Genomic DNA, 14,198 nt, shown 5'->3' with positions numbered 1-14,198 from the left:
TGATAATGAGTGTAGGGGGGATATGGCATGGCAGAACAACTTCAACAACTGGAAATGGGTAATATACGGATATCGAATGACGTCGTTTCGAAGATTGCCGGTATGGCCGCTCTGGAGACGCCGGGGATTGCAGCCATGTCAGGCGGATTGTCCGAAGGCTGGGCCAAACGCCTCAGCGGCAAGAATGTACAGAAAGGCGTTACCGTAGAAGTGGGACAGCTGGAAGCGGCTGTGGATCTGCGGATTATCGTACTCTATGAGACTCCGATTCACGAAGTATGCCGTATGCTGCAGCAGAACGTACGCGAGGCTGTCGAGAGCATGACGGGGCTGCGCATTGTGGAAGTCAACGTCAAGGTCGAAGGCGTAGCCTTCAAGAACGACGAAATCGCGTAACGAGAAAGGGCACGGCCAGCCGCGCCTGTGACTCTTCCGGCTTGCGGAAGAGAATAGAAATGCAAGAAGGCAGTCCGGATTATCCGGACTGCCTTCTTGCATGGGTGGAGCCTTATCTGCCGCCGGCGGTCCGGGCGTTCCGGATTTCGCGGACGGTGGTGACGGATTTGGTCACTTCCTCTTTGGCGGGGCGGGTGCTCTCCCGGGAGATGCTCAGCATGATACCCATGCACAGCATACTGACCAGAAGCGAAGAGCCGCCATAGCTGATGAATGGCAGCGTAACCCCGGTCAGCGGAATCGTCTTGGTGACGCCGCCGATGTTGACGAAGGCTTGTATAGCGATCAGGCCCATTATACCGACTCCGACCAGCGTGCCGAACGGATCGGTACAGCGCAGGGCAATCAGGATCCCCCGCCAGATAAAGTACAGATACAGCAGCAGGAAAATCGAGGTGCCGATAAAGCCCAGCTCCTCACCGACGATGGCGAAGATAAAGTCGGTATACGGATAGCGCAGATAATGCAGCTTCTGAACGCTTTGCCCGAAGCCGATGCCGCTGGTGCCGCCCTCGCCGAAGGCGATCAGCGACTGGACGATATTGAAGCCGCTGTCCGACTCGTCCGCCAGCGGGTCGAGAAAGGCAGTGATACGGTCTAATTTGTAGCTGTCCGATATAGCGGACGTACTGGGCGCAGGGGATAATGCGTCGATGCCCATCTTGGCGCCCATAACGATGCCTACGCCCAGAATCAGCAGGGCGATGGAGCCGAGAATGTGCTTCATGCTGGCTCCGCCGGCATAGATCACCAGCCCGCTTGTAGCCACCAGAATCAGACAGGAGCCCAAATCCGGCTGCATCATAATCAGCCCGGCGACGATGCCGACGATCACCATCACCGGGATATAGCCGGTGCGCAAATCGCGGAAGCGTTCGCCCTTCTTGGTGATGAGCGCCGCCAGATAGAGAATGATCGAGAGCTTGGCCAGCTCGGTCGGCTGAATGCCAAGGCTGCCGATGCTCAGCCAGCTCTTGGCGCCATTAATCCGTTCGGTAAAAGCAACGAGCAGCAGCAGAATAAGGGTAAGAATGAACAACGGGGCATACCATTTCTTGAACTTGCTGAAATGAATATTCATCACAGTGAACATGACGAACGTCCCCAAGACTACCCATACCACTTGGCGCTTAATGAAATATAACGGATCATTGCCGAATTTATTGCTGGCCAGCGTCAGGCTGGAGCTGGAGCTGAAGACCATCACCAGCCCGAAGCCGACCAGCAGCAGCGTCAGAATGAGCAGCTGAAAATCCGGCGTGCCCCTGGCGGGAAGACTTGCCCTGGGTTTGGCAGATGAACTGGATTTCTTCTCGGCGCCGGCTTTGCCGCTGCTTCTGGCATTCGTCTTGGTATTCGTCCTGGTATTTCCCTTCAAGGCCATCATGTCGCCAGCAGCGCTTTCACTCGGGAAGTATGTATATTCATAAATATCATAGCGATCGGTCTCCTTAATTGAGTATAATCATAGATTCATAAACCGGAAAGAATACCATTCTACTTCATGATAGTATGTTTAGAGAGGCAGTGCAAGGTAATCGGGACCTATGATTCCCTACTTTATAGCGTTTCTGCTACAATAGAAGAAATATAGCCTATTGCGGCTGAAATCCGGTGACACCAGGAAGGCGGGGTCCGGAATTGGGCCGGAGCGGGTTATGCAGAAAGGGCGATTGGATATGGAGTTATTGACGTTAGAGCGGTTGTACCCGGAGATGGTCAAGTGGCGGCGCCACCTGCATGCACATCCTGAATTATCCTATCAGGAAAAGGAGACCTCGGCCTATGTTGCCGCCAGGCTTGCCGAATTCGGCATCGAAGTCAAGCGGAGCGCCTCCGGCTATGGATTAGTGGGGATTCTGAAGGGAGACAAGCCCGGAAAGACGGTGGTCCTCCGGGCCGATATGGACGCACTGGCCATTCAGGAAGAGAGCGGGGCGGAATATGCTTCGCAGAAGGAGGGCGTCATGCATGCCTGCGGACATGACGGGCATACTTCGATGCTGCTGGCGGCGGCCGCATATTACAGTTCACGACGCGGGAGCATCGCGGGCGAGCTGCGGTTCCTGTTCCAGCCTGCGGAGGAAATATGCCCCGGCGGAGCCCAGGGGCTGATTGCAGAAGGTGTGCTGGAAGGCGCCGACGCCGTGTATGGACTGCATCTGTGGACACCGATGCCTGTGGGCACGGTCGGCAGTGCACCGGGACCGCTGATGGCTTCAGCCGATGAATTCTTCATCGACATCATCGGCAAAGGCGGACACGGCGGCATGCCGCATAAAGCGGTGGACAGCATCGTGGCCGGAGCGGCGCTGGTGATGCAGCTGCAGACCATCGTCAGCCGCTCGGTAGACCCGCTGCGGCCGGCTGTGGTCAGCGTCGGGACATTCCAGAGCGGCACTGCCCAGAATGTGGTGGCAGAGCGTACCCGCATCACGGGTACAGTCCGTGCCTTCGATGAAGAGACACGCTTCTTGATCCGCAAGAGAATCGAGGAGCTGACGGCTGCTGTAGCGGCGGCCTATGGCGCGGAGTATCACCTGGACTATATGATGGGTTATCCGCCGCTGGTGAACCATGAAGCGGAGTTTAACCGGTTCTTCCGCGTAGCGCCGCAGGTGCTTGGCGAAGGTGTCCAGGTGAGTCTGATCGAGAAGCTGATGCCGGCGGAGGATTTCGCCTATTATGTCCGGGAGATCCCCGGCTGCTTCATCTTCGTAGGCGCCGGCAATCCGGACAAGAACGCCGTCTATCCCCACCACCACAGCAAATTTGATTTCGACGAAGCGGCGATGCTGCATGGCGCACGCCTGCTGATTGCCATGGCGGATTCTTACATGAATGAATAACATGGCCGTATAGATTTGGCAATGCGGGGAAATCCTACTGCTGATGAAGCATCCACGCTTAGAAACAGGAGGGTTCCTTGCTTGAAGACAGTGAAGGAAGTCATGACCGCGCGGCCGGCAACGGTTACGCTGCTCGATAATATTTATGAAGTGGCGGTCAAGATGAAGGAGCATGACACCGGTTTTATCCCGGTGGTCGATTCCGCTGACGGACAGACCCTGCTTGGGGTCATTACCGACCGCGATCTGGTCATCAGAGGCTATGCAGAGAAGCATTCCGGCTCGACCGCAGTTGAAACGGTAATGAGCAAGGATATCCTCTCCGTCTCTCCAGCGGCCACCGTAGATGAGGCTGCCGAGATTATGGCGGAGCACCAGGTGCGCCGTCTGCCGGTATGCGAAGGGCAGAAGCTGCTTGGAATCATCTCGCTCGGTGATCTGGCGGTGCGAAATGTATTTGCGGATGAGGCCGGGGAAGCGCTGAGCGATATTTCGCGGCAGCTGCATTGAATTTAATGGTTTCATACGGGGAAGCTCATGTCCGGCTACAGGCCGGAGGTGGGCTTCTTCCTGCGTATCAGGGCTGTTTAATCATATTGCAGACTGACTGGAGGGGTTGCTATGGAAGGACAAGGTGCTTGCATTCTGCGCCGGGACCGCACCATTCTGCTGGAGTGCGCCCATCCCGGGTTTGCGGAGGCCAGAAGGGAGCTCGCCGGCTATGCCGAGCTGCTGAAGAGCCCGTCCGTCTATCACACGTACCGCATTTCACCGTTGTCCCTATGGAATGCCGCAGCTGCCGGCCATACGGCCGCCGAGATTTGCTGCAGTCTCGGCAGGCTGTCGCGCTGGGGTGTTCCGGCCGGACTGAACGAGGAAATTACCGAAATTATGTCCCGTTACGGGAGCCTTGAGCTATGCACCTGCCCTGAGGACAACCGGTTGATGGTGCTTCGTGCACTGCAGAATAACCTCATGCCGCAGCTTGAGGAGAATCCGGTCCTGGCCGGAATGGGTCTGCGGACCAGCGGTCCCGGGGAGTGGCTGCTGCCTGCAGCGGGCCGCGGCCTGCTTAAGCAGGAGCTGACCCGGCTGGGCTATCCTGTGCTTGACCGGGCAGGCTACCGGGCAGGACAGACCTTGTCTGTGAAGTGGAGCGGAGCAGATTTCCGTCTGCGCGAATACCAGCTTGAAGCAGCCCGGGCCTTCGAGAAGGGCGGCGGCAGCGGCGTTATCGTACTGCCCTGCGGCGCAGGCAAGACTGTAGTGGGCATCGCAGCTGTGGAACGGCTGCAGTGCGAAACCCTTATTCTCACCTCCAACGCGACTTCCGTTGAGCAGTGGCGCGAAGAGCTCCTGAGCCGCACCAGCCTTTCGGAAGATCTTATCGGTGAATATACCGGGGAGAAGAGAGAGGTGCGCCCGGTGACTGTGGCTACCTATCAGATGCTGACACACCGATCCGGCAAGGACGCCCCGTTTCTTCATATGAGTCTCTTCAACGAACGGAATTGGGGCCTGATTATTTATGACGAGGTGCATCTGCTGCCTGCCCCGGTGTTCCGGGCCACTGCAGAAATCCAGGCTACCCGGCGCCTTGGGCTGACCGCCACGCTTGTCAGGGAGGACGGCAGAGAAGACGATGTCTTCTCGCTGATCGGTCCCAAGAGCTATGAGCTGCCCTGGAAACAGCTGGAGCAGGAGGGCTTCATTGCATCCGTCGAATGCATTGAGCTGACGGTGCCGATGGATATGCGGCTCAGAAGCGAGTATGCCTATGCAGGCAGCAGGGAGCAGTTCCGCCTGGCAGCGGGCAATCCGGGTAAGGCGGAGGCGGCAAAAAGAATCGTCGAGGCCCATCCTGCCACACCGGTTCTGGTTATCGGACAATATCTCGACCAGCTGGAGCACTTGGCGGAGGAACTGCAGGCCCCGCTGATTACCGGAAAAACACCGCAGCGCCAGCGCTCGGAGTTGTATGAGGCATTCAATGAAGGGGGGCTGCGCGTGCTGGTGGTATCCAAGGTGGCGAATTTCGCCGTCAATCTGCCGGATGCCGCGGTGGCAATCGAAGTATCCGGAGCCTACGGCTCAAGGCAGGAGGAAGCGCAGCGGCTGGGCCGCATTCTGCGTCCGAAGCCCGGCGACAATAAGGCCTACTTCTATACGCTTGTCTCGGAGGACAGCCGGGAGCAGGAATTCGCGCTCCGCCGCCGGCTGTTTCTCACCGAGCAGGGATACGAATACGCAGTTCGGCGAAGTCAAGCGGCAAGGGAAGGGGAGTAAGCATGTACCGGTTAAGCGACGGAGCACAGGAAATATTGAAGCGGTTATTCGCCGCTTATTCGGCTATACCGTTTCCGGCGGGGCAGGAGGAGAAGCACCGCCCGAAGGCGATGTGCCGGGCGGAGCTGGAGCTGGCGCTGCTGGAGCTGCGCCGGGAAGAGTGGCTGGAGCTGCGGCAGAAGCTGTGGGGCGAACGGCTGTACCGGATTCCTGAACAGCGGATTCCGGCGATTCTGCAGGCAGTGACAGCGCTCGGGCCTCCTACCAGCCGGGCCGAAGCTGGATCGGGGGTGAGCAGCGGCCCGCCGCTGGCCGCAGAGGTGTTCCGCATGCTGGCTTTCATGGCTGATGGCGGAGTTGCGCTTACCGCCAAAGGCGCGATTCACAAAGCCGCCGCCGGCCGCCTCACCGCCTCGCTGAGCGGGGAGGGCGAGCGGCTGAAGGCCATGCTGCCACCCTCCGGGGGTATGGTTAATCTGCCGCCGGCCGCAGCCGTGCTGCTGGATCTGCTGTTGGCGCTGGGCTTGGCGGTCAAAGAGAGCGGGGCCATTACCTTAGTACCGGCGGCGCTGGCTGCCTGGCTTCAGCTTACCGAGCCTGAAATGAACGATAGGCTGTATCAAATGATCCTTGCCCGCAGCGGCACTCAGGAGCCGGCCTTGCTGCATTTCCGCTATTGGATTACCGGCAGCGACCTTCTGCCGGGAGCGTGGTTCTCGCTGCCGGATACCCTGGCGGTACTGGAACAGGCCGGGCTGACAGCCGGTCAGACCATCCAGGAGCTGCTCGAAGCAAGCGGGTCCTGGCTCAAGGCGCTGGCCGGCTGCGGCTGGATGGAGCTGGCCAGCGCGGCCGGGGGGGAGCCGCTCTTCCGCTGGACGAAGGACAAGCCGCGCCTCACGGCCGGCCATCCGTCCGGCGAGCGGGACGACGAAGCGGAGGGGCTGTCCGCAGGCGGGCACGCGGCTGATCCGGCTACTGCGGCGCAATTCATCGTCCAGCCGGATTTGGAGGTGCTGGTGCCGCCGGAGGTGCCCTATAGTGTCCGCTGGACGCTATTCGCCTGTGCGGAGCTGCAGGACACCGAGGCGTTCTGGAGCTTCCGCCTGTCCAGGCAGCGGCTGGAGCAGGCGGCGGAGCATGGCCTGGAGCCCGGGCAGGTTATCGCCTGGCTTGCGGAGCATGCCATGGGCGGGCTGCCGGAGCAGGCGGAGCAGGCGCTGCGGCTCTGGGCCCGGGGAATCGGCCGGACCGCCTTGTCGGAGGCGATTCTCCTGACCTGCCGCAGCCTGGAGGAGGCGGAGCTGATCGCCGCCCATCCCCGGCTGCGGCTTGCGCGGCTCGGCCCGCTGCACTTTGCGGTGCCGGCGGCGGACGTGGAGCCGCTGCGCAAGGAGCTGGCCGCCGCCGGCATGGCTCCGCCCCGCGCGTTCGCCGGGCGGGAAGCAGCGGGGCCTGCGCTGCAAGCGCTGTTTCTCGGCGGCCCGGAGACCGCGCCGGGCGGCAGCGCTGCGCTGCCTTCGCACGGAACGGCGAAGGAGAGCGGCCCCGGGACGGCAGCGTTCACGGAGCTGCCGCTGATCCCGCCCGCCGGGCCGGAGGAAGCGGCCGGCGGGGAAGGGGTCCCGCAGATGTGGCTGAAGGAGTGGCGCCACTATCACGCTTCCACGGCCATGCAAATGATGGAGCATGCGCTGGAGCGCGGGTATAAAGTGCAGGTCGCTGTACAAGGCGAAGCCTGTGAATTCATTCCCGAACGCAGCCACGGGATTCCCTGGAGAGTATCGGGCACACTGCTGCGCCCGGGTACGGCACCGGAGGAAGCGATGCTCGCCGCAGGGGATTGGCGGGAGATGAAGCTGCTGTTGCCCGCAGCGCGCAGAAATTCCTCTTCTGCTGTAGTGGGCGATTATGGTATGATAAGAAAGTCTACTGGTTCACGGTAGAATATCTGTACAAGAAAAGAGTGAAGTTCATGAGCGTAGCGGAAATGAGTACGGTCGATATGGCCGAAGTGCTGACATACGCCTATGAATTAGGCGATATGATTAACCAGTCCGCCGAGGTAGCGGATTACTTATACTGGAAGAGCCGGGTCAACGGCAATCCGGACATTCAGGGCATGATCAAGCGGCTGCAATCCAAGAAGGAGCTCTTCGAGGAAACGCAGCGGTTCGGCCACTTCCATCCGAACTACCATGCCGCCAAGGACGAAGTGGCGGCGGTGGAGAAGGAGCTGGAGCAATTCGAGGAGGTCGCCCGCTTCAAGCAGGCGGAACTCGCGCTGGACAACATGCTGCATTCAATGTCGGAGACGATTGCCTATGCGGTCTCGGACAGCATCAAGGTTCCCAGCAATGACCCGAACCCGAAGGGCGGCGGCTGCGGCAGCGGAGGCGCTTGCTCCTGCGGTTAAGGTAAGCGGGTAAAGGGTGAAGAACGAAAGGCGGATGAGCTTATGTTTGCGGAACGGACAGGATATATTGTCTGGGTCAGCGACGTCAAGGCGGCGCGCAACCTGGAGAAATACGGGACGCTGCATTATGTTTCCCGGAAAATGCATTACGCGGTGATGTACGTGAATTCGGATCGTGCCGAGGAGATTATGAAGAATGTCCGCAGGCTCTCCTATGTTCGCAAGATCGAAAGATCTTTCCGCAATGAACTGAAGACGGAATATTCGAACAACGGGCAGGACAAGACCCGTTACTACGGGTTGTAAACCGCAGAAGATATTGCTTGTACCGGGCAGGCGCCGTGAGGCGCCTGCTTTTTTCTGCGCTGCCGGCGGCTCAGGTGAACTCTGCCCCAGCATAACTGTGCACCCGGATGCTGATATCTTGCAGAAATTTGCCGATTCGCGGGAAATACTGGTTTGTATTTTACCGCTGCTTAATATTCACGCCGTATACTTGAAGAATAGTGACAAAATTCACGAGAAAACATGCGGGTGATGGAATGAAGCCAGATACAGCTACCAAAGGGATGTCAGTGTGCATAGAGGTTATGCAGCACCTGAGCGGAAGGATCAAACATGAAATTAAGGAACTGGGGAGGCTGTCCGCCTTTCTGGATATTATGCATAACAAGCGGCTCGATACGTTCTTTCAGCCGATTGTGCAGCTCGGGGGTGGACACACGCTCGGGCATGAGGTTCTGAACCGGCCGCCAAGCTCGGCGCATTTTCCTTCCACGGAGCATTTCTACGAGTTCGCGGGGTGTACGGAGCAGATGTTCCGCTTTGAGCTGTTTTGCCGGCGGATGTCGCTCTCCCGCTATGTCGAACGCAGCTCACGCACAGAGACACCGGCGGACGGGCTGGTCTTCATTAATGTACATCCCGGTGTGCTGGGCGACGCCCGCCACAAAAGCGGTGAAACGCTGGGTCTTCTAGGAGAACTCGGGTTGTCTCCGGAGCGCATCGTGTTCGAGCTGACAGAGCGCCAGGCGGTGCAGGATTACATCGGCTTTGAGAAGGTGCTGTCGCATTACCGCAAACAGGGCTTCCGGATTGCCGTCGATGACGCGGGTTCAGGCTACAACAGCCTGAAGACGCTCGTCTATCTCAAGCCGGAGTTCATCAAGCTGGATAAGTCGCTGATCCGAGCGATCCATGACAGCCGGGAACAGCAGGAGCTGCTGGGGCTGGTCAGAGAATACGCCGAACGGTCAGGGACGCGGGTAATTGCCGAGGGGATCGAAACGGAGCAGGAGCTCCACTATCTGCGGCAGAGCGGTATAGATTACGGACAGGGATATGCACTCGGCAGGCCTGCACACCGGCCGGTTACAGGCGCGCTTCCCGCCGAGGCTTCCCCATTTTTGCGACAAGGGGGCTTGAGACATGTTTCTTCAGATCGGTGAGATCGCCGAACAGATTCCGGAAATTTCGCTCGATCAAAAATGCGAGGTTGTCGACCGGATTTTTAAAAAGAACCCGCAGCTGCATGGAGTGGCCGTGACAGAAAATGGCCGGCCGGTGGCGCTGATTATGCGTATCCGCTTTTATCAGCAGATCGGCACGCTTTACGGGTATACTCTATACATGGGCAGAGCGGTGGAGCTGGTCATGGACGACAGCCCGCTGCTGGTCGATTACCGGACGCCGATTACCGAAGTCAGCAAGCTCGCGATGAACCGCAGCGATGAGCATCTGTACGATTACGTGCTGGTCACCCATGATGACAAGCTGTACGGGGCCGTCAGCGTGCGGGATTTGCTGCTTAATTTTGCCGAAATACAGGCGCTGGCTGCAAGCTTCCTCAACCCTCTGACGGGACTGCCGGGCAATCTGAGCATCAACGAACGGCTGGTCAAGTCGCTGCTGCAGGAGCAGTTTAGTGTGCTGTATATCGATCTGGACCACTTCAAAGCGTATAACGATACATATGGCTTCAAGGAGGGCGACCGGATGATCCAGGCGACAGCGGAAATTCTGAAGCACAGCGCGCTGCGGCTGGATGGCTTTCTCGGTCATATCGGCGGGGATGACTTCATCATATGTCTGAATCATTACCGTTACGAAGAGTGCTGCAGGGACATTATCCGCCAGTTTGAAAAATCGATGCTCGATTTCTATCATACCGGACACCTCTCCAGGCGCTATGTACTGACCGAAGGCCGTTCGGGAACTGTGGAGGAAATTCCGCTCGTCTCCATTTCCATCGCTGTGGTGACGAACCGCTGGCAGCGCTTTGATTCGATTGAGGCTCTGTCGGGGGAGTCGGCTCGGCTCAAGAAGAAATGTAAGGGGATTCCGGGCAGCAGCTGTGTGGACGATGCCGGCATCCTAATAGGGTCTGCAAGCTGAGCCTGAGGCGAACATGGTGAAGACCGGGAAGGGAACATGCTTGAACAAGCCGTGCAGATAAGGTAAGATGAACAACAATAAGAGCATGGCAAGACCCTTTTTGTGTGGAGTGTGATGAGGATGTCCTTCAAGGGGATGGAATTGGAAAGGACGTATGAGCCTTTTCATATCATGCTGAACGAACACTGTGTCGCTGATATCTCTATCACCCCTCACGCGCGGGGCCGGTACGCGGACCGGATTCTGCAGGAGGGCGAAGCAGCCGGGGAGCTGGACGCATGGATATGGCAGCGCCTGAAGCAGCGCCGGATCAAGTCATACCAGGCTCCGGAGTATAACGCGTATCTGATCGACGAGGATATCGTTATGATCGCGGAGTTCAACCGGCTGGAAGGAGTGACAAGCCTCTCTGGAAGGCCGCTTGATGTCATGGTCGTCGTCTCCTTTCTTGGACGGATCTCCGTGTTGCCCCAGCTGCGGGAATTGAAGGGATTTTATGCACGGACGGTGCAGCCCAGCCGGAAGAAGCCGGGCAGGAAGCGCCGCAGGCGCAAATAGCTCCGGCAGCACTATAAGCAGACATGCGGCTTTATCGCTGCATGTCCTTTTTTGGCATATTTTTTTGGCATACCAGGTTATTATGAAGGGGTTAACGAAGCATGAATTTTCATCAGCTCCATATTTTTTATACTGTGTCGGAACGGGGCAGCTTCTCGGCGGCGGCACAGACGCTGCATATGACTCAGCCTGCGGTGACAATGCAGGTGCAGTCGCTGGAGGATTATTTCGGCACCAAGCTGTTCGACCGTTCCAGCAAAAAAATCATGCTCTCCGAAGCAGGCCGCACCCTGCTCCCGTTCGCGCTGCGCAGCATCCAGCTGATGCGGGAAACGGATCAGGCGATGTCGGCCTTTACTCATATGCTGGAGGGACGGCTGCTGCTCGGGGCAAGTCTGACCATCGGAGAATACGTGCTGCCGCGGCTGCTTGGGCCGTTCGGCAAGGAATATCCGCACATCTCCATCATGATGAAGGTCATGAATACGACGCAGATCATGGAGGAGATTCTCAAGCACCAGCTCAATTTCGGGCTGATCGAGGCGCCTGTAACCCATCCGGATATGGAAGTGGAGCCGGTGATGGGCGATGAGCTGAAGCTGATCGTTCCCGGGGATCATCCGCTGGCGGAACGAACGGAAGTCACGCTCGGGGAGGCGCTGCAGTATCCGTTTGTGCTGCGTGAGCAGGGCTCGGGAACCCGCCGGGTGATGGAGGAGGAGCTGCTGGTCAAGGGACAGGACCCGGGGGCGATGCAGGTGGTGATGGAGCTGGGCAGTACAGGCGCCGTAAAGTCGGCGGTTGAAGCGGGTCTGGGTCTGACCATCATCTCGGCCTCCTCTGTAAAGCATGAAGCGGCGCTGGGTCTCTTGAAGATCGTTGATCTCACCGATGCGTCCTTCAAGCGGCAGTTCTACGCCATTCATCTGAAGTCGACGCTGCTGCCGATCTCGGCGGTAACCTTCCTGACTTATTTGCGCCAGCATGCGAACGAACGGTGATTTGGGCGGGCGGCGAGTATGCAGGTAGTAGGCGAGATGCTGTAAGTCGGGACAGATACGCCCCGCAACCGGCTAATCATTGAAATCGACGGCGAGTTTGAAAGGGACTGTAAAGAGAGATGCTATGCGAAGCGATGCTATGTAAAGAGATGTCGTTAATCAACGGGAGATTGGGGGAGTTATCATTTCTATTATGCTGCGCAGTGAGCGGGTTGTACTCAGGGATATGACGGAGGAAGATATCCGGCAGATGTATCATCATTGCTACGAAGCGGAAGACCGGGAATTTCTGCAATGGGACGGGCCTTATGAACCGCTTGAAGAAGAAACGTATGAAGAGTTTGCCGAACGTTACCGGACACAGTTACCGTTAGTCGGGACAGATACGCCCCGCAACCGGCTAATCATTGAAATCGACGGTGAGTTGAAAGGGACTGTGGGCCGCTATTGGATCGATAAGGCGACCAATTGGTTCGAAATCGGCATCGCCATCTACGATTCACGTTATTGGTCCGGTGGCTACGGCACCGAAGCCTTTGGCATGTGGATGGAGTACTTGTTCCGGGCGGTAGACACCGTTCGTCTGGGGATCGGCACCTGGTCGGGCAATATCCGTATGATGAGGCTGGCGGCCAAATGCGGCATGGCGGAAGAAGCGCGGGTCCGCAAGGCGCGGATCGTACGCGGTGAATATTACGATGCGATCAAGATGGGCATCCTCCGTGAGGAATGGGATGACAGCAGCCTCAGGTATATTAAGGATTGGAGTGGAGTCAATGCAGCAGGACAAGTTGGATAAGACCGCTGCGGCACAAAGTGGCGGGTGTGACTTACATACGCATACAGTTGCATCGGACGGCAAACAGCCTCCGGCGGAGAATGTGCGGCTGGCCCATGAGAAAGGGCTGGACGCTGTGGCCATCACTGACCATGATACGGTCAGCGGCGTTGCGGAAGCTGTAGCGGCCGGACGGCAATACGGCATTGCGGTGGTGCCGGGTGTGGAGATCAGCACCCGGTCCGGCGGCAAGGAGATCCATGTGCTGGGCTATTACATCGACACGGAGCAAGAGCTGTTTCTGTCGCGCCTTGCAGCTCAGCGGGACACGCGCACCCAGCGCAATGAAGCTATTCTGACCAAGCTGCGCGAACTGGGCATTGGCATTACGCTGGAGCAGATCGTGGCAAATCTGGGCCGTGAGCTGAAGCCGGACGAGAGCGTCGGGCGTCCCCATATCGCCGATGAGCTGGTCCGGCTGGGCGCCGCCGACAATATGCGCGACGCCTTCGACAAGTACCTCGCGGAAGGGGCGGCGGCCTATGTGTCGCCGCCGCGGATTGCCCCGGAGACGGCCTGCGAATGGATCAGGGAAGCCGGCGGCGTGCCGGTGCTGGCCCATCCCGGGATCTACGGGGATGACGAACTGGTGCGGAGCATCATCGCCGCTGCACAGCCGGGCGGCATTGAGGCCTACCACTCGGACCACAGTCCCGAGGATGCTGCCAGATATGCCGCCATGGCCGAAGAATTCGGCCTGCTGATTACGGGCGGCTCGGATTACCACGGCGTACGCCAGGGCGTAGTCTTCCATGGCGATATCGGCAGCGTCCGCGTCCCGGCGGATGTACTGCGGCAGCTGCGGGAAGCCGCAGGCGGGCAGCGGGAGAAATAAATGAATGCAAGACGCTAGTGGCACGTAATGAGTTACACACTTACTAATTAAGCTTTGCCGGACCGACTCGTACTTTTACTATCGGGCCCGGCAATTAGAAACAAACAGTAACACAAAGAACCTCCGCATCCTGAAGCGTTAGCTTCTGAGGATCGGAGGTTCTTTGCTGACAGGGTTTAATTGTATTTTGTACAATTAAACCCTTTGGAAATATGAGTTTGTTGGAAATAGCTGCAGTTTGTGCAACTATAATCAGCGATTTCGTCCATTTCGGCATTGTACCCGGAGTTTAGTTGCACAAAGTGCAGCTAAACTGAAAAAAGGGTCGCTTTGGTTAATAATAGTTGTACGAAGTGCAACTATACGATCAATTGCTGCGTTCTGGCATGCGGCAGGAAGTTTTGAAGCACATGTGGCCCAGCGTAGCACGTAGCCCGGAGTCGGTAGCCTGTGGCGCCCCGCGGCCCGTGGTCCCGTGGCCCGTGGCCCGTAGCGCCCCGAAGCCCTCGTAGCCCGCGGCCCGTGGCCCCGAAGCCCGCGGTCCGTGGCCCCGAAGCCCTCGTAG

At 58.2% G+C, this 14,198-nt stretch carries 14 protein-coding genes; 13 read left to right on the top strand and 1 reads right to left on the bottom strand.

The window, feature by feature from the left end:
• Window positions 1-27 precede the first annotated feature (27 nt).
• Window positions 28-396 carry an Asp23/Gls24 family envelope stress response protein gene (locus F1379_RS08910; RefSeq protein WP_150268603.1) on the top strand — a complete coding sequence of 123 codons (369 nt, stop codon included), beginning with the start codon at window positions 28-30 and terminating at the stop codon, window positions 394-396.
• A 112-nt stretch (window positions 397-508) separates the two neighbouring features.
• Here the strand turns inward: F1379_RS08910 and ftsW are convergent, their stop codons facing one another.
• Window positions 509-1,843 carry a putative lipid II flippase FtsW gene (ftsW, locus tag F1379_RS08905; RefSeq protein WP_239004607.1) on the bottom strand — a complete coding sequence of 445 codons (1,335 nt, stop codon included), beginning with the start codon at window positions 1,841-1,843 and terminating at the stop codon, window positions 509-511.
• A 292-nt stretch (window positions 1,844-2,135) separates the two neighbouring features.
• On the opposite strand from ftsW, the gene F1379_RS08900 reads away from it, so the two are divergent.
• The 12 genes from F1379_RS08900 to F1379_RS08840 all read left to right on the top strand — a co-directional run bounded on the left by F1379_RS08900 (window position 2,136) and on the right by F1379_RS08840 (window position 13,633).
• Complete coding sequence (locus F1379_RS08900) at window positions 2,136-3,305, top strand: amidohydrolase (protein ID WP_150268601.1); 1,170 nt, start codon at window positions 2,136-2,138, stop codon at window positions 3,303-3,305.
• An 81-nt stretch (window positions 3,306-3,386) separates the two neighbouring features.
• Window positions 3,387-3,815, top strand: a complete 429-nt coding sequence (locus F1379_RS08895; protein WP_203457066.1) for a CBS domain-containing protein — start codon at window positions 3,387-3,389, stop codon at window positions 3,813-3,815.
• Window positions 3,816-3,926: 111 nt separating this feature from the next.
• Window positions 3,927-5,591 carry a DNA repair helicase XPB gene (locus tag F1379_RS08890; RefSeq protein ID WP_150268599.1) on the top strand — a complete coding sequence of 555 codons (1,665 nt, stop codon included), beginning with the start codon at window positions 3,927-3,929 and terminating at the stop codon, window positions 5,589-5,591.
• 2 nt (window positions 5,592-5,593) lie between these two features.
• Window positions 5,594-7,537 (top strand): helicase-associated domain-containing protein, encoded by a 1,944-nt coding sequence (locus F1379_RS08880; RefSeq protein ID WP_162551107.1) that lies wholly within the window; start codon window positions 5,594-5,596, stop codon window positions 7,535-7,537.
• Between the two features lie 29 nt (window positions 7,538-7,566).
• Window positions 7,567-8,007 (top strand): YlbF/YmcA family competence regulator, encoded by a 441-nt coding sequence (locus F1379_RS08875; protein WP_150268593.1) that lies wholly within the window; start codon window positions 7,567-7,569, stop codon window positions 8,005-8,007.
• Window positions 8,008-8,049: 42 nt separating this feature from the next.
• Window positions 8,050-8,313, top strand: coding sequence for a YlbG family protein (locus F1379_RS08870; RefSeq protein ID WP_150268591.1), 264 nt, complete (start codon window positions 8,050-8,052; stop codon window positions 8,311-8,313).
• A gap of 236 nt (window positions 8,314-8,549) precedes the next feature.
• Window positions 8,550-9,455: an EAL domain-containing protein gene (locus tag F1379_RS08865; RefSeq protein ID WP_239004606.1), complete on the top strand. Its 906-nt coding sequence runs from the start codon at window positions 8,550-8,552 to the stop codon at window positions 9,453-9,455.
• Complete coding sequence (locus F1379_RS08860) at window positions 9,436-10,401, top strand: GGDEF domain-containing protein (protein WP_150268589.1); 966 nt, start codon at window positions 9,436-9,438, stop codon at window positions 10,399-10,401. The genes F1379_RS08865 and F1379_RS08860 overlap by 20 nt, the downstream gene beginning before the upstream one ends.
• Window positions 10,402-10,536: 135 nt before the next feature.
• Window positions 10,537-10,959, top strand: a complete 423-nt coding sequence (locus F1379_RS08855; protein ID WP_239004605.1) for a hypothetical protein — start codon at window positions 10,537-10,539, stop codon at window positions 10,957-10,959.
• Window positions 10,960-11,060: 101 nt separating this feature from the next.
• Window positions 11,061-11,960, top strand: a complete 900-nt coding sequence (locus F1379_RS08850; RefSeq protein WP_150268584.1) for a LysR family transcriptional regulator — start codon at window positions 11,061-11,063, stop codon at window positions 11,958-11,960.
• Window positions 11,961-12,144: 184 nt separating this feature from the next.
• Complete coding sequence (locus F1379_RS08845; protein WP_150268582.1) at window positions 12,145-12,759, top strand: GNAT family N-acetyltransferase; 615 nt, start codon at window positions 12,145-12,147, stop codon at window positions 12,757-12,759.
• Complete coding sequence (locus F1379_RS08840) at window positions 12,737-13,633, top strand: PHP domain-containing protein (RefSeq protein WP_150268580.1); 897 nt, start codon at window positions 12,737-12,739, stop codon at window positions 13,631-13,633. Before F1379_RS08845 ends, F1379_RS08840 begins: the two co-directional genes overlap by 23 nt.
• The last annotated feature ends 565 nt before the right edge of the window (window positions 13,634-14,198 follow it).

The sequence above is a fragment of the Paenibacillus tepidiphilus genome (genome assembly GCF_008635795.1).
Classification (GTDB): Bacteria; Bacillota; Bacilli; order Paenibacillales; family Paenibacillaceae; genus Paenibacillus_AQ; species Paenibacillus_AQ tepidiphilus.
The sequence above is the reverse complement of the archived record's forward strand: the minus strand, read 5'-3'. Positions and strand labels throughout refer to the sequence as shown.